Below are 18,067 nucleotides of genomic sequence, written 5' to 3'. Positions count from 1 at the left end.
TATCAACGCACAGTGATACCTGTAAGTTATTTTTTAATGATCTATTGATATCTATTTGAATATGTCAACTTTACCCGCACCCACCCACACTTCTCGCCCGGAAGCCTCTGCCGGGGAGGCGATCACGCGGTACCCCAGCCTGCGTGGCAGGGCTGTCTTCGTCACCGGGGGCGGCAGCGGAATCGGTGCCGCCATCGTCACGGCCTTTGCGCGGCAGGGTGCCCGGGTGGGTTTCGTGGACGTGGCCCGCGAGGCCAGCGAGGCGCTGGCCCGGCAACTGCAGGATGCCGGGCTGCCCAGACCATGGTGGCAGCCGTGCGATGTGCGAGACATTGCAGCGCTGCAAGGCTGCATCGCGCAGGCAGCACAGGAACTTGGCGACTTCTCGGTGCTGGTGAACAACGTGGCCAGCGACGACCGGCACACGCTGGAATCGGTGACCCCCGAGTACTACGACGAGCGCATTGCCATCAACGAGCGCCCCGCCTTCTTCGCCATCCAGTCGGTGGTGCCCGGCATGCGGCGGCTGGGAGCGGGCTCGGTCATCAACCTGGGCTCCACCGGCTGGCAGGGCAAAGGCTCGGGCTATCCTTGCTATGCCATCGCCAAGTCTTCTGTCAACGGCCTCACGCGCGGCCTTGCGCGCACGCTGGGCCAGGACCGCATCCGCATCAATACCGTATCACCCGGCTGGGTGATGACCGAGCGGCAGGTCAAGCTGTGGCTGGACGCGGAAGGCGAGAAAGACCTTGCGCGCAACCAGTGCCTGCCGGACAAGATGCGCCCTGACGACATCGCCCACATGGTGCTGTTCCTCGCGTCGGACGACGCGGCCATGTGCACCGCGCAGGAGTTCAAGGTGGACGCGGGCTGGGTGTAAACCGACCCACACCCCGGGGGTTCAGTCGGCGTCCAGGCGCCGGCCGTACTGCACCAGGCTGGTCTGCTTGAGGGCCTTCATCATCACCTTTGCGGCGGGCGAAAGCAGGCGGTCAGTACGCGTGATGATGCCGAACGCATCCATGTGGCAGGGCAGCGGCAGGGGCAGCACCGCCATGATCCCGTGGGATGCGTAGTAGTGCGCCACATCGGTTCCCAGCACGGCAATCATGTCGCTCTGCTGAAGCATCCGCGTGATGAACAGCAGCGCCGAACTCTCCACCGTGTTGAGCGGCGGAGCCAGGCCGTCCTGCTGGAACATCACGTCGAAACGGTGCCGCAGCACACTGCCGGCAGGCGGCACGATCCAGCCGGAAGAAAGCACGTCGCGCAGCGTGAGCCCGCTGGTGCCCAGCAGCGGATGTCCCGGCCGGGTAACGGCGCACACCAGCTCCTCGGTCAGCGATTCGTACCGCAGGTTGGTCTTGTCGTGCTCGGCAAACACGCGGCCCACCACGATGTCGAGCTTGCCCTGCTCCAGCCGCTCCAGCAGCAAGGGGCTGGTTTCGATGTCCAGCGAAATGCGCAGGCTCGGGTGCTCCTGCTTGACCAGCGCCACCGCGGCGGGCAGCAGGCTCAGCCCGGGTGAGGTGATGGCGCCGATGCCGACCTGGCCGTAGTGCCCCTTCTTGAGCGCCCCGATCTCGTCGTGCGCCTGGTTCAGGTTGGCCAGCGCCATGCGGGCGTGGCGGATCATCGTCTCGCCATACCAGGTCGGCCGCATGCCGCGCGGCAGACGGTCAAAGAGCTGGACTTCCAGCACATCCTCCAGATCCTTGAGCAGCTTGGACGCCGCCGGCTGGGTCATGCTCAGCATCTGCGCCGCACGGTGGATGTTGCCTTCCTCGGCCAGCGCGACCAGCAGCAGCAGCTGCCGCGTCTTGAGCCGTGCGCGAATGAACCAGTGGTTATAAGTGCTCATAGGGTTTTCCAGAATGCGTGGATTGATATCTATTTTGTCAAAAAATCTATTGGATTGATATCTAAATCAAACCTAGACTCCCGCCCAGTTCCCGCAAAGGCCCCCATGAAACTCGGCGACATCCAGCAAAACCCGCGCAATCTCATCAACGGACGGTGGGAAACCGGCCCCACCACGGGCGTCAGCACCAACCCTTCGGACACACGGGAAGTGGTGGCAGAGTATTCGCGTGCCGACCGCAGCCAGACCGAACAGGCGGTGCGCGCCGCAGCCGATGCATTTCCCCACTGGAGCCAGAGCACTCCCCAGCGCCGCGCAGACGTGCTGGACTGCGTGGGCAGCGAACTGCTGGCCCGCAAGGATGAGCTGGGCGCGCTGCTGGCCCGCGAGGAAGGCAAGACCCTGCCCGAGGCCGTGGCCGAGGTGGCCCGCAGCGGCCAGATCTTCAAGTTCTTTGCCGGCGAGGCGCTGCGCATCCAGGGTGAACTGATGGCATCGGTGCGCCAGGGCGTACAGGTGGACGTGACCCGCGAGCCCGTGGGCGTGGTCGGCATCATCGCGCCGTGGAACTTTCCGTTCGCCATCCCGGCCTGGAAGATCGCACCCGCACTGGCATACGGCAACACCGTGGTGTTTAAGCCCGCTGAGCTGGTGCCAGCCTGCGGTTGGGCACTGGCCGAAATCATCAGCCGCTGCGGCCTGCCGGCCGGTGTATTCAACCTGGTGATGGGAAGCGGCCGCGAAGTGGGCCAGACACTGGTCGACCACCCGCTGGTCCATGCGATCAGCTTCACCGGATCGGTATCTACCGGAGACCGCATCCTGCGTGCTGGCACCGCGCGCCGCGCCAAGGTGCAGCTGGAGATGGGTGGCAAGAACCCTCTTATCGTCCTTGCCGATGCCGACCTCGATCAGGCTGTGGAATGTGCGCTGCAGGGTTCGTACTTCTCCACTGGCCAGCGGTGCACCGCGTCAAGCCGGCTCATTGTGGAGAGCGGCATTCATGACGCGTTCGTCGGTAAGCTGCGCGACCGTCTCATCCAGCTCAGGGTGGGCCATGCGCTGGACCGCACCACCGAAATGGGCCCCGTGGTGGATGGCCACCAGCTGGAGCAGAACCTGGGCTACGTGGAGATCGCGCGCGGCGAGGGGGCCGAGCATGTGTGGGGCGGCGAGCAGCTCGAGCGCTCCACGCCGGGGCACTACATGAGCCCTGCCCTCTTTCTGGCCCAGCCCGACTACCGCATCGCGCGCGAAGAAATCTTTGGTCCCGTGGCCTGCGTGCTGCGGGCCGCCGACTATGAGCACGCACTGGCGTTGGCCAACGACACGCCATTTGGACTGTGCGCCGGCATCTGCACCACATCGCTCAAGCGGGCCATGCATTTCAAGCGCCACGCAGCCGTGGGCATGACGATGGTGAACCTGCCCACCGCCGGGGTGGACTTTCATGTGCCCTTCGGCGGGCGCAAGGAGTCCAGCTACGGTGCGCGTGAACAGGGCCGCTACGCCGCCGAGTTCTACACCACCGTCAAGACCGGCTACATGCTGGCCTGAAACCCGATTTCTGCAACCCCTTCATCGACACACATTCACAAGAGGAGACAAAGATGATGAAACTGAACCGTCGCACCCTGGCCGTCGCATTGGCCAGCGCCCCCCTCGCAGCCCTGCTGCCTGCTGCCGCGTGGGCCCAGAAACCCATCGTGGTGGGCTTTAGCCAGGTGGGGGCCGAGAGCGAATGGCGCACCGCCAATACCGAGTCGATCAAGTCGGCTGCCAAGGAAGCCGGTATTGAACTGAAGTTCTCCGATGCCCAGCAAAAGCAGGAAAACCAGATCAAGGCCATCCGCTCGTTCATCGCGCAGAAGGTGGACGTGATTGCGTTCTCGCCGGTGGTCGAGTCTGGTTGGGAGCCTGTGCTGCGCGAAGCCAAGGCCGCAAAGATCCCGGTGGTGCTGACCGACCGTGCAGTCAACGTCAAGGACCCGTCGCTGTATGTCACCTTCATGGGTTCGGACTTCGTCGAGGAAGGTCGCAAGGCGGGCCGCTGGCTGGTCGAGAAGATGAAGGACCAGAAGGGCGAAGTCACCATCGTGGAACTGCAGGGCACCGTGGGCTCGGCCCCGGCCATCGACCGCAAGAAGGGCTTTGAAGAAATCATCAAGGCCGATCCGAAATTCAAGATCGTGCGCTCGCAGACGGGCGACTTCACGCGAGCCAAGGGCAAGGAAGTCATGGAAGCCTTCCTCAAGGCCGAGGGCAAGAAGATCAACGTGCTGTACGCACACAACGACGACATGGCCATCGGCGCGATCCAGGCCATCGAAGAAGCCGGCCTCAAGCCCGCCAAGGACATCACGATCATCTCCATCGATGCCGTCAAGGGCGCCTTCGAAGCCATGATCGCCGGCAAGCTCAATGTGAGCGTGGAATGCAGCCCGCTGCTGGGCCCGCAGCTGATGAGCGCAGTCAAGGACATCAAGGCCGGCAAGCCCGTGCAAAAGCGCATCGTGACCGAAGAAGGCATCTTCCCGATGGAAGTGGCCGCCAAGGAATTCCCGAACCGCAAGTACTGACCCCCTGAGGCGCTGCCTCCGTCGCGGGGCGGCCTCGAAGGGCGGCACCGCCATCGGCCTGTGCAATCGCGGGCGTCCATTTCGAGTGCCCGCGCCCACCAGAACAACAAATCACATCAGGAGACAACAACACATGAAGCGCGCAGTTTTCAAGGCCCTGCTGGCCAGTGTGGCACTGGCTGCCATGGGCGCCACATCCGTGGCATCGGCCCAGGACAAGGGCACCATCGGCATCTCGATGCCCACCAAGTCCTCGGCGCGCTGGATCGCCGACGGCGACAACATGGTCAAAGTGCTCAAGGATCGGGGCTACAAGACCGACCTGCAGTACGCGGACGACGACATTCCCAACCAGCTGGCTCAGATCGAGAACATGATCACCAAGGGCGCCAAGGTGCTGGTGATTGCCTCCATCGACGGCACCACGCTGTCTCGCGTGCTGCAGAACGCAGCCGACAAGGGCGTGAAGGTCATCGCCTATGACCGCCTGATCAAGGGTACGAAGAACGTCGACTACTACGCCACGTTCGACAACTTCCAGGTGGGCGTGCTGCAGGCCACATCCATCGTGGACAAGCTGGGGCTCAAGCAGGGCAAGGGCCCGTTCAACATCGAGCTGTTCGGCGGCTCCCCGGACGACAACAACGCCTTCTTCTTCTACGACGGCTCGATGAGCGTCCTGCAGCCCTACATCGATTCCGGCAAGCTGGTCGTTCGCAGCAAGCAGACGGGCATGAACAAGGTGGGCACCCTGCGGTGGGACGGCTCGGTCGCCCAGGCCCGAATGGACAACCTGCTGTCGGCCTACTACGGCAAGGACAAGGTGCACGCCGTTCTTGCACCCTACGACGGCATCTCTATCGGCATCCTCTCCTCGCTCAAGGGCGTGGGCTACTGCACCGCGCAGCAACCCTGCCCGGTGGTGAGCGGCCAGGATGCAGAGGTCCCGTCGATCAAATCGATCCTCAAGGGCGAACAGCACTCCACGGTGTTCAAGGACACCCGCGAGCTGGCCAAGGTGGCAGCCAACATGGTGGACGCCACGCTGTCGGGCCGCCAGCCCGAGATCAACGACACCAAGACCTACAACAACGGCGTGAAGGTCGTGCCCGCATACCTGCTTAAGCCCGTGTCGGTGGATGCATCGAACTGGAACGCGGTGCTGGTGGGCAGCGGCTACTACAAGGAATCGCAGATCAGGTGATGGCGCCCGGGGCCGCACCTCCTGCGGCCCCGGCCTATGGCGCCGGGTACCCCCGGCCATTCACCTCCCCGAACAGCCAGCCACCATCTCCCCGAAAAAAATGCTTCTCGAGATGCGGAACATCCGCAAGACCTTTCCCGGAGTGGTCGCCCTTGACCGCGTGAACCTGAGCGTGCGGCGCGGCGAGATCCATGCCATCGTTGGCGAAAACGGTGCAGGCAAGTCCACGCTGATGAAGGTGCTCTCGGGCGTGTATCCCCATGGCAGCTACAGCGGAGACATCCTGCTTGACGGGCAGGCCCGCGCATTCAGCGGCATCCGCGACAGCGAGCATTCCGGCGTCATCATCATTCACCAGGAGCTGGCTCTCGTGCCGCTCCTGTCGATTGCAGAAAACATTTTCCTGGGCAACGAGACCGCCCACCGCGGCGTCATCGACTGGATGGCCGCGCACAGCAAGTCCCAGGCCCTGCTGCGCAAGGTCGGTCTGCGCGTACCTGCCGATACGGCCGTCGGCCAGCTCGGCGTGGGCCAGCAGCAACTGGTCGAAATTGCCAAGGCGCTCTCGCGGCAGGTGCGCCTGCTCATCCTGGACGAACCCACCGCCAGCCTCAACGAGACCGACAGCCAGGCCTTGCTCGACCTGCTCCTGGAACTCAAGGCGCAGGGCATCACCTGCATCCTGATCTCGCACAAGCTCAACGAGATCTCGCGCGTGGCCGATGCCATCACGGTGCTGCGGGACGGCAGCACGGTCGAGACCATGGCATGCGCCCAGCAGCCCATTGAGGAGGACCGCGTGATCCGGGCCATGGTGGGACGCGAAATGGCAGACCGCTACCCCCGACGTACACCCGACATTGGCGACGTGGTCTTTGAGGTGCGCAACTGGTGCGCATATCACCCCCAGCGCTCCGACACACCGTTTCTGCGCGATATCGACCTGACGGTGCGGCGCGGCGAAATCGTCGGCATCGCCGGGCTGATGGGCTCCGGCCGTACCGAGCTGGCCATGAGCATTTTTGGCAGGTCCTGGGGCCGCCGCATCCGCGGTGACGTGCTGCTCCATGGCAGGAAGATTGATGTGAGCACCGTGGGCAAGGCCGTGCAGGAAGGTCTGGCCTACGTCACCGAAGACCGCAAGGGCAACGGCCTGGTGCTGGGCGAAGACATCCAGTTCAACATCTCGCTCGCCCACCTGGACGGCGTGGCAACTGCCGGGGTCATCAACGATGGGCAGGAGCACCAGGTTGCCGTGGACTTTGCCCGCAAGCTGCGAATCCGCTGCGCCGGCGTGGACCAGAAGACACTGCACCTGTCCGGGGGCAACCAGCAGAAGGTCGTGCTCTCCAAGTGGCTGTTCACCAGCCCCCAGGTCCTGATCCTGGACGAGCCCACTCGCGGCATCGACGTGGGTGCCAAGTACGAGATCTACGCGCTCATCGCCCAGCTGGCCGCACAGGGCAAGTGCGTGATCGTGATCTCTTCGGAAATGCCCGAGCTGCTGGGTATCTCGGATCGTATCTACGTGATGAATGAAGGCCGCTTCGTGGCAGAGATGCCGACCGCTGAGGCGTCCCAGGAAAAGATCATGCGTGCGATCGTGATGGCGGGCCACGAAAAGCCAGCACTGGCGCCGCCTGCCACCGCGGGCGACCCCGTGCAGCTGCACATCCACTGAACCACTGACCGACATGAGCCAGACGACATCCTCCCTTTCCGTTGCGCCGCAGGACGCCGCGCCGCCGGCCGCAGCAGCGGTGGCAAAGCCGCTGCTGGACCACCTCAAGCACAACCTGCGCGAATACGGCATGCTGATCACGCTGGTCGCGATCATGGGCTTTTTTCAGTACATGACAGACGGGACGCTGATGCAGCCCCTGAACCTCACGAACCTGGTGCTGCAGAACAGCTACATCGTGATCATGGCGCTAGGCATGCTGCTGGTCATCGTGGCCGGGCACATCGACCTGTCCGTGGGATCGGTGTGCGGGTTCATCGGCGCCCTGGCGGCGGTGCTGATGGTGGAGTACCAGTGGCCCGTAATCCCGGCTTCGCTGGCGTGCCTGCTGTGCGGTGGCCTCATCGGCGCCATCCAGGGCGGCTTTGTGGCGTTTTCGCGCATTCCATCGTTCATCGTCACGCTGGCAGGCATGCTGGTGTTCAAGGGGCTGGCGCTGGCACTGCTCGCAGGCCAGTCGGTGGGACCCTTTCCGCCAGCGTTCCAGATGCTCAGTTCCGGCTTCATCCCCGACCTGTTCAATGCCGAAGGCCTTCGCCTGACCTCGCTTTTGCTGGGCATTGCGGTGGCCGCAGCCCTGGCCCTTGCCGGCCTGCGCGCACGTGCCAACCGCGCGCGCCACGGCGTGCACGCCGAACCTGCAGCCCTGTTTGCCATGCGCACGGCGCTCTTCGGAGCCCTGTTCATCGGCTTTGCCTACCTCATGGCGTCGTACAAGGGGCTCCCTAACGTGCTCATCGTCATGGCCGTGCTCATTGTGCTGTTCGACTTCGTCACCAGTCGCACCACGGTGGGCAGGCGCATCTATGCCATGGGCGGTAACGAGAAGGCGGCCAAGCTCTCGGGCATCAAGACCGAGCGCCTGACGATGTACGCATTCATCAACATGGGCGTGCTCGCGGCCTTGGCGGGCCTTGTGTTTGCGGCGCGCCTGAACACCGCCACACCCAAGGCCGGCCTCGGCTTCGAGCTGGACGTGATCGCTGCATGTTTCATTGGCGGCGCATCGGCGTCGGGCGGTGTCGGGAAGGTGATGGGTGCGGTGATCGGCGCTTTTGTGATGGGCGTGATGAACAACGGCATGTCCATCCTGGGCATCGGCATCGATTACCAGCAGGTGATCAAAGGCGTGGTGCTGCTGGCCGCCGTGCTGGTGGATGTCTACAACAAGAACAAGGCATGACCTCCATGAGCCAGTCCATGCATGCGCCGCCATCGGCGCCTGTGCTCACGCTTTCAGGCGTGGACAAGCAGTTTTCCGGCGTCCAGGTACTGCGCGATGTCCAACTGCGACTTTTTCCGGGCGAGATCCATGCCCTGATGGGCCAGAACGGCGCGGGCAAGTCCACACTCATCAAGGTGCTGACCGGTGTGGTGCCCCCCAATGCCGGGCAGATGCACATCGGCGGGCGCGCCGTATGGCCCACCTCTTCCCGCGACGCGCAGGAGCTGGGCATCAGTACCGTGTATCAGGAAGTCAACCTCTGCCACAACCTCACGGTGGCCGAAAACATCTTTGCCGGGCGCTACCCGCGCCACGGCTGGGCCCAGGGGCGCCGCATCGACTGGCCGCTGATGCAGCAGCGTGCGCGTGAACTGCTGCAGCGCATCGGCCTGGACATCAACGTCACACGGTTGCTGAGCGACTACCCCGTGGCCGTGCAACAGCTGGTGGCGATTGCACGCGCGCTCAGCATCGAATCGCGCGTGCTCATCCTCGACGAGCCGACGTCCAGCCTGGACGAGGACGAGGTGCAAAAGCTGTTCGAGGTAATACGCCGCCTGCGCAGCGAAGGCATGGCCATCGTCTTCGTCACGCACTTTCTGAACCAGGTGTACGCGGTGTGTGACCGCATCACCGTGCTGCGCAATGGCAACTGGGTAGGCGAATGGCCAGCCGCCGACCTGCCCGCGCCCGCCCTCATCGCCGCCATGCTGGGCCGCGAGCTGGCGGCTGCCACCGGCGCGCAGACTGCCGCCGTGGCCTCCGAAACGCACCGGCCCGCATTGCTGCAGACCCGGGGACTGGGCCAGACCGGACAGCTGCAGCCGCTGGACTTCCAGATCCGCGCCGGTGAAGTCGTGGGCCTGGCAGGCCTGCTGGGGGCGGGCCGCACCGAGGTGGCGCGGCTGCTGTTCGGCCTGGAGCGGCCGGACCGTGGCATGCTACACATCGACGGCAGGGCCGTGAATTTTTCAAGCCCTATGGACGCCATCCGCCACGGCCTGGCGCTGTGCCCTGAAGAGCGCAAAACCGACGGCATCGTGGCCGAACTGTCAGTGCGCGAGAACATCGCCCTGGCACTTCAGGCACGCATGGGCGTGGGCAAGTTCCTTTCGCGGGCCGAACAGGCCTCGCTGGCCGAGCGCTACGTGCAGATGCTGGGTATCAAGACCGCGAGCATCGACACCCCCATCGGCCTGCTGTCGGGGGGCAACCAGCAAAAGGCCATCCTGGCCCGCTGGCTGGCCGTGGAGCCCCGCCTGCTGATCCTCGACGAACCCACCCGCGGCATCGACGTTGCCGCCAAGCAGGAAATCATGGAACAGATCCTCCGGCTGGCCAAGGCCGGCATGGCGGTGCTGTTCATCTCTTCCGAAATCAGCGAAGTGGTGCGCGTTGCGCACCGCATCGTGGTGCTGCGCGACCGCCAGAAAGTGGGCGAGCTGCCCGCAGGCAGCACCGAAGACGCCGTGTACGAACTGATTGCCGAACATGCCTGATAGCAAGATTCCGAATCCACTCGCAGGTCTTCTGCGCCACCGGCTGGCCTGGCCGGTCATCACGTTGCTGCTCCTGCTGGCGGTCAATACGGCCTTCAACGAGAACTTTCTTCGCATCGAGTGGCGCGATGGCCATTTCTACGGAAGTCTGATCGACATCCTCAACCGCGCAGCACCGCTGGTGCTGGTGTCACTGGGCATGACCATGGTGATTGCCACGCGGGGCATCGACATTTCCGTCGGCGCCGTGGTGGCCATCTCGGCCGCGGTCGCCGGCTGGATGATCGGCGGCGCTGTCTCGGGCACCGAAAGCCGTTTCCCGCTGCCCATGGCCTTTGCAGGCGCCATCGGCGTCGCACTGCTATGCGGCCTGTGGAATGGCGTGCTGGTGGCCAGGATGGGCATGCAGCCCATCATCGCCACCCTGATCCTGATGGTCGCGGGCCGTGGCGTGGCCCAGCTCATCACCGACGGGCAGATCATCACCATCTACTACACACCCTACTTCTTCTTGGGCGGCGGGCACTTCCTCGGGCTTCCGTTTCCGCTGTTTGTAGTGGGCACGGTGTTCCTGTTGCTGTACCTCGCGGTCACGCGCACGGCCCTGGGCCTGTTCCTACAGGCCATCGGCATCAACCCCTCGGCCGCCCGGCTGGCCGGCGTACAGGCCAGCCGGCTGACGCTGGCCGCCTATGTGTTCTGCAGCGTGTGTGCCGGGCTGGCCGGCTTGCTGATCTCGTCCAATGTAAAAAGCGCGGACGGCAACAATGCCGGCCAGCTGCTGGAGCTCGATGCCATCCTGGCCGTGACGCTGGGCGGCACGCTGCTGACCGGTGGCCGATTCAGCCTGGTGGGCAGCGTGCTGGGCGCACTCATCATCCAGTCGCTGACATACGCCATCTACTCGCTGGGTGTTCCGCCAGAGATCAACCTCGTGGTCAAGGCGGTGGTGGTGTTTGTGGTGATGCTGCTGCAGTCCGCCGAATTCCGATCTCAGGTGCTTGCCATTGCCAGCAGGCCGGGCCTGCCAGGAGCACCGTCATGAGCGCCCTGCCCCAACCTGTCGCGCACGCTACGGCCGCACGACCGCTGCCCGCCACGCGTCCGGACCGCCTGCGCCTGAACCCGAAGTACCTGCCCCTGGCGGTCACGATATCGCTGTTCGTTGCGATGGCCACCTTTGGCTCGGTGTTCTACACCGGGTTCTTCTCGGCGCAGGTGTTCCTGAACCTGCTGATCGACAACGCGTTCCTCATCATCGTTGCGGTAGGGATGACCTTTGTGATCCTGTCAGGCGGCATCGACCTCTCGGTGGGTTCAGTCGTCGCGCTGAGCACCATGGTGCTGGCCAGCCTGGTGGAGCACCACGGCTGGAGCCCCGCCGCCGCGGTTCCGGTCGTGTTGGTGATGGGCATGGCGCTGGGCGCATCCATGGGCTTCCTGATCGAGCGCTTTCGCCTGCAGCCGTTCATCGTCACGCTGGCCGGCATGTTCCTGGCACGCGGCCTGTGCTACCTCATCAGCATCGACTCGATCAGCATCACGAATGAAGCGTATTCCGACCTCGCGCAGTGGCGCCTGGAGCTGTGGGACGGCGCCTCCCTGTCGGTGGGGGCGATGGTGGCCATCGCGGTGCTGTTGGCAGCGATGTTTGTCGCGCACTGCACGCCGTTCGGCCGTGCGGTATATGCCATCGGAGGCAGCGAGCATTCTGCAGTGCTCATGGGGCTGCCTGTGCGCAGCACGCTGGTGGGCGTCTACACGCTATCCGGCCTGTGCTCGGCACTGGCCGGCGTGGTCTTCACGTTCTACATGCTCTCTGGCTACGGCCTGCACGCCACCGGAATGGAGCTGGACGCCATTGCCGCGGTGGTCATCGGCGGCACGCTGCTCAGCGGCGGCGTGGGCTACCTCGCCGGCACGCTGTTTGGCGTGCTGATGCTCGGAATCATCCAGACGCTGATCTCGTTCGACGGCTCGCTGAGCTCGTGGTGGACGCGCATCGTGGTCGGCCTGCTCCTGCTTGTCTTCTGCCTGCTCCAGCGCGTTCTGGTGCACGGCCGGCAGGCGCGCCACTGACACATCCCTTTTTCACACATAACGCATCACACCGATGACCACCTCTCCGCGCAAACTCCGCTCGACCGAATGGTTTGGCACTGCAGACAAGAACGGCTTCATGTACCGAAGCTGGATGAAGAACCAGGGCATACCCGACGACGCCTTTGACGGCCGCCCCGTGATCGGTATCTGCAACACCTGGTCGGAACTGACCCCGTGCAACGCGCACTTCCGCAAGATCGCGGAATACGTCAAGCGCGGCATCTACGAGGCTGGCGGCTTCCCGGTGGAGTTTCCGGTGTTCTCCAATGGCGAGTCCAACCTGCGCCCCACAGCCATGCTTACGCGCAACCTGGCCAGCATGGACGTCGAGGAAGCGATCCGCGGGAATCCGATCGATGCGGTCGTGCTGCTGGTCGGTTGCGACAAGACCACGCCAGCCCTGCTGATGGGTGCTGCCAGCTGCGACGTGCCCGCCATCGTTGTCACGGGAGGACCCATGCTCAACGGCAAGCTGGAGGGCAAGAACATCGGCTCCGGCACGGCCGTGTGGCAGCTGCATGAATCGCTCAAGGCCGGCGAGATCAACGAGCACCAGTTCTTCGCGGCCGAATCGGGCATGTCCCGTTCTGCCGGCACCTGCAACACGATGGGCACGGCCAGCACCATGGCCTGTATGGCCGAGGCCCTGGGGACCTCGCTGCCCCACAACGCCGCGATTCCCGCCGTGGATTCTCGCCGCTACGTGCTGGCGCAGATGTCGGGCCGGCGCATTGTGGAGATGGCGCACGAAGACCTGCGCCTGTCGAAGATCCTCACGCGCGAGGCGTTCGAGAATGCCATCCGTACCAACGCAGCCATTGGTGGCTCGACCAACGCAGTGATCCATCTGAGAGCGATTGCCGGACGCATCGGGGTGCAGCTGGACATGGAGGACTGGACCCGCATCGGCAAGGGCACGCCCACGCTGGTGGACCTGCAGCCCTCGGGCCGATTCCTGATGGAAGAGTTCTACTACGCGGGCGGCCTGCCGGCCGTGCTGCGCCGCATGGGCGAAAACCACCTGCTGCCGCACCCCGGCGCACTTACCGTCAACGGCAAGAGCCTGTGGGACAACGTGCGCGAAGCCCCGCAGTACGACGACGAGGTGATCCGGCCCATCGACCGGCCGCTGATCGCCGATGGCGGCATCTGCGTGCTGCGCGGCAACCTGGCACCGCGGGGCGCCGTGCTCAAGCCTTCGGCGGCCTCGCCCGAACTCCTCAAGCACCGGGGCCGCGCCGTGGTGTTCGAGAATCTGGAGCACTACAAGGAACGCATCATGGACGAGTCGCTCGACATCGATGGCAGCTGCGTGATGGTTTTGAAGAACTGTGGCCCCAAGGGCTACCCCGGCATGGCCGAGGTGGGCAACATGGGCCTGCCGCCCAAGCTGCTGCGCCAAGGCGTCAAGGACATGGTCCGCATCTCGGACGCCCGCATGAGCGGCACGGCGTACGGCACCGTGGTGCTGCACGTGGCGCCCGAGGCGGCTGCAGGTGGTCCGCTGGCCGCCGTGCGCGATGGCGACTTCATCGAACTGGACTGCGACGCCGGCCGCCTGCACCTGGACATCAGCGATGCCGAACTGGCGGAGCGCCTGGCTGCGCTGGCGGGCACGGACCGTGGAGGCCGGGGCGGCTACCAGCGGCTGTACGTGGACCATGTGCTCCAGGCCGACGAGGGCTGCGATTTCGACTTCCTGGTGGGCTGCCGCGGCGCCGCCGTGCCACGGCACTCGCATTGAAGGACATGCAACACCCCCTGAGTCGCCTTGCGCCTTCCCCCGTTCTCGCAACGCTGCGCGTCGTGGGGAGGGGAGGCAGCCAGCACGGCGGGGTGGCCCTGGCGCGGCTGCACGCGCATGGCCAGCGTCCATCGCTCATGTCGCTACAAATTTGATAGCTTCTAGCGGTTATCCGACAAGCGCTAGAACCCCATTTCATTCAATTTTTCCTGCACCCGCCATGCCAGCCACCCATTCCCTCCAGAACCCACGCTACCGCGGCATCTTCCCCGTGGTGCCCACGACCTTCCATGAAGACGGCACCCTTGACCTCGAAAGCCAGAAGCGCTGCCTCGACTTCATGATCGACGCCGGCGTGGATGGCCTGTGCATCCTGGCGAACTTTTCCGAGCAGTTCTCGCTGTCGGATGCCGAACGCGAAGTCCTCACCCGCACCTCGCTGGAGCATGTGGCAGGCCGCGTGCCCGTGATCGTCACCACCACCCACTACGGGACCAGCGTGTGCGCAGAGCGCAGCCGCGCCGCGCAAGATATGGGCGCCGCCATGGTGATGGTGATGCCGCCCTACCACGGCGCGACTTTTCGCGTGCCCGAAGCGCAGATCTACGAGTTCTACGCCCGCGTTTCGGATGCGATCCGCATTCCGATCATGGTGCAGGATGCACCCGCCAGCGGCACAGTGCTGTCTGCGCCTTTCCTGGCGCGCATGGCGCGCGAGATCGAGAACCTTGCCTACTTCAAGATCGAAGTGCCTGGCGCTGCCAGCAAGCTGCGTGAACTGATCCGCCTGGGCGGCGACGCCATCGAAGGGCCTTGGGATGGCGAGGAGGCCATCACGCTGCTGGCGGACCTGGACGCGGGCGCCACAGGCGCCATGACGGGCGGCGCGTTCCCTGACGGGATCCGCCCCATCCTGGAGGCCCACCGCAACGGCGACATGGACCAGGCGTTTGCCCTGTACCAGCGCTGGCTGCCCCTGATCAACCACGAGAACCGGCAGGGCGGCATCCTCACGGCCAAGGCGCTGATGAAGGCTGGCGGTGTGATCGCCTGCGAAGCCGGGCGCCACCCTTTCCCACCCATGCTCCCCGAGGTGCGCGCGGGCCTGCTGGCCATCGCGCGCCGGCTCGACCCGCTGGTGCTGCGCTGGTCGCGGTAATGCGGGATGCGGCCACCTGACACCACTGCTCCGCCCGCATCCCGCCTGGTGGCGCTGGACTGGGGCACGTCGTCCCTGCGCGCAAGCCATCTTGATGCCGCGGGCTGCGTGCTGGACGAACGCGAGCGTCCCTGGGGCATCATGAACCTGCCTTCAGGGCATGGCGACGGAGCACAGCCCGACAGTGCCGCCGCTTTCGAGCGCGCGCTGGAGGGTATTTGTGGCGACTGGCTGGCTGCCGACCCGCCGCCCGCCCTGCTGGCCTGCGGCATGGTGGGCAGCGCCCAGGGCTGGCGCGAGGCGCGCTACCTGGACACACCGGCATCGCCCGGCGCGCTGGCACAAGGACTCACCCGGGTGGACCGGCCCCGCGGGCCAGCCCTGCACATCGTGCCCGGCCTGCTGCAGTGCGGGGCGCTGCCCAACGTGATGCGCGGCGAGGAGACCCAGGTGCTGGGCGCGTTGGCGGGCCTGGAATGGACCGGCAATGCGCAGGCCCTCGTCGGCTTGCCAGGCACCCACAGCAAATGGGTGGTGGCACACCGGCACGGCATTGCAAGGTTTCACACCTTCATGACGGGTGAGGTGTTTGCCGCGCTTCGCGAGCACACCATCCTGGGCAGGACCATGGCCGCCGCTGCAGAACCGGACGACGCGGCCTTCCTGCGCGGACTGGAAGTCGCCCGGCAGGGTGACGCCGGCCCAGGTCTGCTGTCGCAGATCTTCACCGTGCGTACGCTGGGCCTGACCAACGCACTGGCCGCTGGCGCCCAGGCAGATTACCTCTCGGGCCTGCTGATCGGCCACGAAATGGTGGGTCTGGCGCGTGCCGAACACGAAGCTTTCTCCTCGGCCTGCAGTCTGGTCCTGTGCGGTACCCCCGGGTTGTGCCGTCGCTATGCCATGGCACTCGACTTCTTTGGCCTGGGCACGCCCTCCATCGCCGCCCAGCCGGCCGTCACCGGTCTGTGGCGCGTGGCCGTGGCTGCCGGGTTGCTGGCCAGCCCGGGCCGGCAGGCCGATGAACCCCTTGGATCGTCCTGGAGCGCCACCGCATGAAACGCATCGACAAGGCCTTGTTCAACACCCTCGGGCACTGCGGACTGATCGCCATCCTGCGTGGCGTGCGCCCGCACGAGGTGGCAGGCATCGGCCAGACGCTGTACGACGCCGGGCTTCGCATCATCGAGGTGCCGCTCAACTCGCCAGATCCACTGGAAAGCATTGCCGCGCTGCGCCGCGCGGTGCCGGATGACTGCCTGGTGGGCGCGGGCACCGTGCTGTCAGTGCAGGCCGTGGCCGATGTGGCCGCCGCAGGCGGACAGATCGTGGTGATGCCGCACAGCGATGCAGAAGTCATCCGCGCGGCGCGTGCCGCTGGCATGGCCTGCGCCCCTGGCGTGGCCACCCTGACCGAGGCCTACGCCGCGCTGGCCGCAGGCGCCAACGTGCTCAAGCTCTTTCCGGCCGAGGCCCTGCCGCCCCATGTACTCAAAGCCTGGCGCGCCGTGCTGACGCCGCCCATGGCACTGATTCCGGTGGGCGGCATCGTGCCCGCCAGCATCCCCACCTATGCGATGGCGGGCGCCAGCGGCTTCGGGCTGGGCTCCGCCCTGTACCGGCCCGGTGATTCCGCCCGCGACGTTGCGCAGCAGGCGGTCGCGTTCATGCAGGCGTGGCGCGAGTCGTATGGCGCGGGCGGCACCCCGCCGGCGTGTTCCGCATACCCTACCCTGCACCCTCCCGTTGCCGCGCCATGAAGATCACACGACTGACCACGTTTCTGGTGCCACCGCGCTGGTGTTTCCTCAAGATCGAGACCGACGCTGGCATCTGCGGCTGGGGCGAGCCCGTGCTGGAGGGCCGCGCGCACACCGTGGCCGCTGCAGTGGAAGAGCTGGCCGACTACCTCATCGGCAAGGACCCGCGCCACATCGAGGACCACTGGACCGTGCTGTACCGTGGCGGCTTCTACCGCGGCGGCGGCGTGCACATGAGCGCGCTGGCAGGTATCGACCAGGCGCTGTGGGACATCAAGGGCAAAGCCCTGGGCGTGCCGGTGGCCGAACTGCTGGGCGGCAACGTGCGCAGCCACATCCGCGTCTACAGCTGGATTGGCGGCGACCGGCCCGCAGACACGGCCGCTGCCGCGGCCGCAGCAGTGGCCCGCGGCTTTACCGCCGTCAAGATGAACGGCACCGAGGAAATGCAGTACGTGGACAGCTTCGACAAGGTCGACCGCTGCCTGCAGAACGTGGCTGCCGTGCGCGAAGCCGTCGGGCCCAACGTAGGGATTGGCGTGGATTTCCATGGCCGCGTGCACCGCCCCATGGCCAAGGTGCTGGCCCGCGAGCTCGACCCCTACAAGCTGATGTTCATCGAGGAGCCCGTGCTCAGCGAGCACAGCGAGGCCCTGCGCGAGATCGCACACGCCACCTCCACCCCCATCGCGCTCGGAGAGCGGCTGTACTCGCGCTGGGATTTCAAGAAGGTGCTGTCCGAAGGCTATGTGGACATCATCCAGCCCGACCCCTCGCACGCCGGCGGCATCACCGAGACCCGCAAGATCGCCGCCATGGCCGAGGCCTTCGACGTGGCGCTGGCCTTGCACTGCCCCCTGGGACCCATCGCTCTGGCAGCCAATCTGCAGCTCGATGCCGTCTGCTACAACGCATTCATCCAGGAGCAGAGCCTGGGCATTCACTACAACCAGGCCAACGACCTGATGGACTATGTGACCAACCCCGAGGTCTTTGCCTACCAGGACGGCATGGTCGCCATTCCCGGCGGACCGGGCCTGGGTATTGAGGTGAACGAGAACTATGTGCGCGAACGTGCGCAGCAGGGGCACCGTTGGCGCAACCCGGTGTGGCGGCACCGGGATGGGAGCTTTGCAGAGTGGTGAGCAGGGCAGGCGTGGTCAGCGGGACCGGTGGCGCGCCGATGTATGCG

At 65.4% G+C, this 18,067-nt stretch carries 15 protein-coding genes; 14 read left to right on the top strand and 1 reads right to left on the bottom strand.

Features of this window, described 5'->3' with window-relative positions; all coding sequences use genetic code 11:
* Positions 1-61 precede the first annotated feature (61 nt).
* Positions 62-880, top strand: a complete 819-nt coding sequence (locus ACTPOI_RS12345; RefSeq protein WP_440109192.1) for an SDR family NAD(P)-dependent oxidoreductase — start codon at positions 62-64, stop codon at positions 878-880.
* A 21-nt stretch (positions 881-901) separates the two neighbouring features.
* On the opposite strand, the gene ACTPOI_RS12340 is transcribed toward ACTPOI_RS12345, so the two are convergent.
* Positions 902-1,861 carry a LysR substrate-binding domain-containing protein gene (locus ACTPOI_RS12340; RefSeq protein WP_440109190.1) on the bottom strand — a complete coding sequence of 320 codons (960 nt, stop codon included), beginning with the start codon at positions 1,859-1,861 and terminating at the stop codon, positions 902-904.
* A gap of 105 nt (positions 1,862-1,966) precedes the next feature.
* Between ACTPOI_RS12340 and ACTPOI_RS12335 the strand changes: the two genes are divergently transcribed.
* From ACTPOI_RS12335 to dgoD, 13 genes are all read left to right on the top strand, one after another.
* On the top strand, positions 1,967-3,418 hold the full coding sequence (locus ACTPOI_RS12335; RefSeq protein ID WP_440109188.1) for an aldehyde dehydrogenase family protein: 1,452 nt from the start codon (positions 1,967-1,969) through the stop codon (positions 3,416-3,418).
* A 56-nt stretch (positions 3,419-3,474) separates the two neighbouring features.
* On the top strand, positions 3,475-4,440 hold the full coding sequence (locus ACTPOI_RS12330; protein ID WP_440109477.1) for an ABC transporter substrate-binding protein: 966 nt from the start codon (positions 3,475-3,477) through the stop codon (positions 4,438-4,440).
* 133 nt (positions 4,441-4,573) lie between these two features.
* Positions 4,574-5,644, top strand: a complete 1,071-nt coding sequence (gene chvE, locus ACTPOI_RS12325; protein WP_440109186.1) for a multiple monosaccharide ABC transporter substrate-binding protein — start codon at positions 4,574-4,576, stop codon at positions 5,642-5,644.
* Between the two features lie 100 nt (positions 5,645-5,744).
* Positions 5,745-7,325 carry a multiple monosaccharide ABC transporter ATP-binding protein gene (mmsA, locus tag ACTPOI_RS12320; RefSeq protein ID WP_440109184.1) on the top strand — a complete coding sequence of 527 codons (1,581 nt, stop codon included), beginning with the start codon at positions 5,745-5,747 and terminating at the stop codon, positions 7,323-7,325.
* 13 nt (positions 7,326-7,338) lie between these two features.
* A complete protein-coding gene (gene mmsB / locus ACTPOI_RS12315) occupies positions 7,339-8,568 on the top strand; it encodes a multiple monosaccharide ABC transporter permease (RefSeq protein WP_440109182.1) in 1,230 nt (409 codons plus the stop codon).
* Entirely contained in the window at positions 8,565-10,109 is a 1,545-nt protein-coding gene (locus ACTPOI_RS12310) for a sugar ABC transporter ATP-binding protein (protein WP_440109180.1), read from the top strand. Before mmsB ends, ACTPOI_RS12310 begins: the two co-directional genes overlap by 4 nt.
* On the top strand, positions 10,102-11,154 hold the full coding sequence (locus ACTPOI_RS12305; RefSeq protein ID WP_440109178.1) for an ABC transporter permease: 1,053 nt from the start codon (positions 10,102-10,104) through the stop codon (positions 11,152-11,154). The genes ACTPOI_RS12310 and ACTPOI_RS12305 overlap by 8 nt, the downstream gene beginning before the upstream one ends.
* The gene (gene yjfF / locus ACTPOI_RS12300) at positions 11,151-12,188 is read left to right on the top strand and encodes a galactofuranose ABC transporter, permease protein YjfF (RefSeq protein ID WP_440109176.1); all 1,038 of its coding nucleotides are present in this window, start codon (positions 11,151-11,153) and stop codon (positions 12,186-12,188) included. The genes ACTPOI_RS12305 and yjfF overlap by 4 nt, the downstream gene beginning before the upstream one ends.
* Positions 12,189-12,222: 34 nt before the next feature.
* Complete coding sequence (locus ACTPOI_RS12295) at positions 12,223-13,956, top strand: IlvD/Edd family dehydratase (protein WP_440109174.1); 1,734 nt, start codon at positions 12,223-12,225, stop codon at positions 13,954-13,956.
* Between the two features lie 220 nt (positions 13,957-14,176).
* On the top strand, positions 14,177-15,115 hold the full coding sequence (locus ACTPOI_RS12290) for a dihydrodipicolinate synthase family protein (protein WP_440109172.1): 939 nt from the start codon (positions 14,177-14,179) through the stop codon (positions 15,113-15,115).
* A 6-nt stretch (positions 15,116-15,121) separates the two neighbouring features.
* On the top strand, positions 15,122-16,174 hold the full coding sequence (locus ACTPOI_RS12285; protein ID WP_440109170.1) for a 2-dehydro-3-deoxygalactonokinase: 1,053 nt from the start codon (positions 15,122-15,124) through the stop codon (positions 16,172-16,174).
* The gene (locus ACTPOI_RS12280; RefSeq protein ID WP_440109168.1) at positions 16,171-16,875 is read left to right on the top strand and encodes a 2-dehydro-3-deoxy-6-phosphogalactonate aldolase; all 705 of its coding nucleotides are present in this window, start codon (positions 16,171-16,173) and stop codon (positions 16,873-16,875) included. The genes ACTPOI_RS12285 and ACTPOI_RS12280 overlap by 4 nt, the downstream gene beginning before the upstream one ends.
* Entirely contained in the window at positions 16,872-18,020 is a 1,149-nt protein-coding gene (gene dgoD, locus ACTPOI_RS12275) for a galactonate dehydratase (protein WP_440109166.1), read from the top strand. The genes ACTPOI_RS12280 and dgoD overlap by 4 nt, the downstream gene beginning before the upstream one ends.
* Positions 18,021-18,067: the final 47 nt, after the last annotated feature.

Source organism: Acidovorax sp. BL-A-41-H1, assembly GCF_051942715.1.
Note: the sequence above shows the minus strand (reverse complement) of the source record. Positions and strands in the feature narration are given on the sequence as shown.

Bases quoted from the DNA above. Each gene is read 5' to 3' on its own strand.
- ACTPOI_RS12345 (WP_440109192.1), top strand. From the start codon at position 62: ATGTCAACTTTACCCGCACCCACCCACACTTCTCGCCCGGAAGCCTCT.
- ACTPOI_RS12340 (WP_440109190.1), bottom strand. From the start codon at position 1,861: ATGAGCACTTATAACCACTGGTTCATTCGCGCACGGCTCAAGACGCGG.
- ACTPOI_RS12335 (WP_440109188.1), top strand. From the start codon at position 1,967: ATGAAACTCGGCGACATCCAGCAAAACCCGCGCAATCTCATCAACGGA.
- ACTPOI_RS12330 (WP_440109477.1), top strand. From the start codon at position 3,475: ATGAAACTGAACCGTCGCACCCTGGCCGTCGCATTGGCCAGCGCCCCC.
- chvE (WP_440109186.1), top strand. From the start codon at position 4,574: ATGAAGCGCGCAGTTTTCAAGGCCCTGCTGGCCAGTGTGGCACTGGCT.
- mmsA (WP_440109184.1), top strand. From the start codon at position 5,745: ATGCTTCTCGAGATGCGGAACATCCGCAAGACCTTTCCCGGAGTGGTC.
- mmsB (WP_440109182.1), top strand. From the start codon at position 7,339: ATGAGCCAGACGACATCCTCCCTTTCCGTTGCGCCGCAGGACGCCGCG.
- ACTPOI_RS12310 (WP_440109180.1), top strand. From the start codon at position 8,565: ATGACCTCCATGAGCCAGTCCATGCATGCGCCGCCATCGGCGCCTGTG.
- ACTPOI_RS12305 (WP_440109178.1), top strand. From the start codon at position 10,102: ATGCCTGATAGCAAGATTCCGAATCCACTCGCAGGTCTTCTGCGCCAC.
- yjfF (WP_440109176.1), top strand. From the start codon at position 11,151: ATGAGCGCCCTGCCCCAACCTGTCGCGCACGCTACGGCCGCACGACCG.
- ACTPOI_RS12295 (WP_440109174.1), top strand. From the start codon at position 12,223: ATGACCACCTCTCCGCGCAAACTCCGCTCGACCGAATGGTTTGGCACT.
- ACTPOI_RS12290 (WP_440109172.1), top strand. From the start codon at position 14,177: ATGCCAGCCACCCATTCCCTCCAGAACCCACGCTACCGCGGCATCTTC.
- ACTPOI_RS12285 (WP_440109170.1), top strand. From the start codon at position 15,122: ATGCGGCCACCTGACACCACTGCTCCGCCCGCATCCCGCCTGGTGGCG.
- ACTPOI_RS12280 (WP_440109168.1), top strand. From the start codon at position 16,171: ATGAAACGCATCGACAAGGCCTTGTTCAACACCCTCGGGCACTGCGGA.
- dgoD (WP_440109166.1), top strand. From the start codon at position 16,872: ATGAAGATCACACGACTGACCACGTTTCTGGTGCCACCGCGCTGGTGT.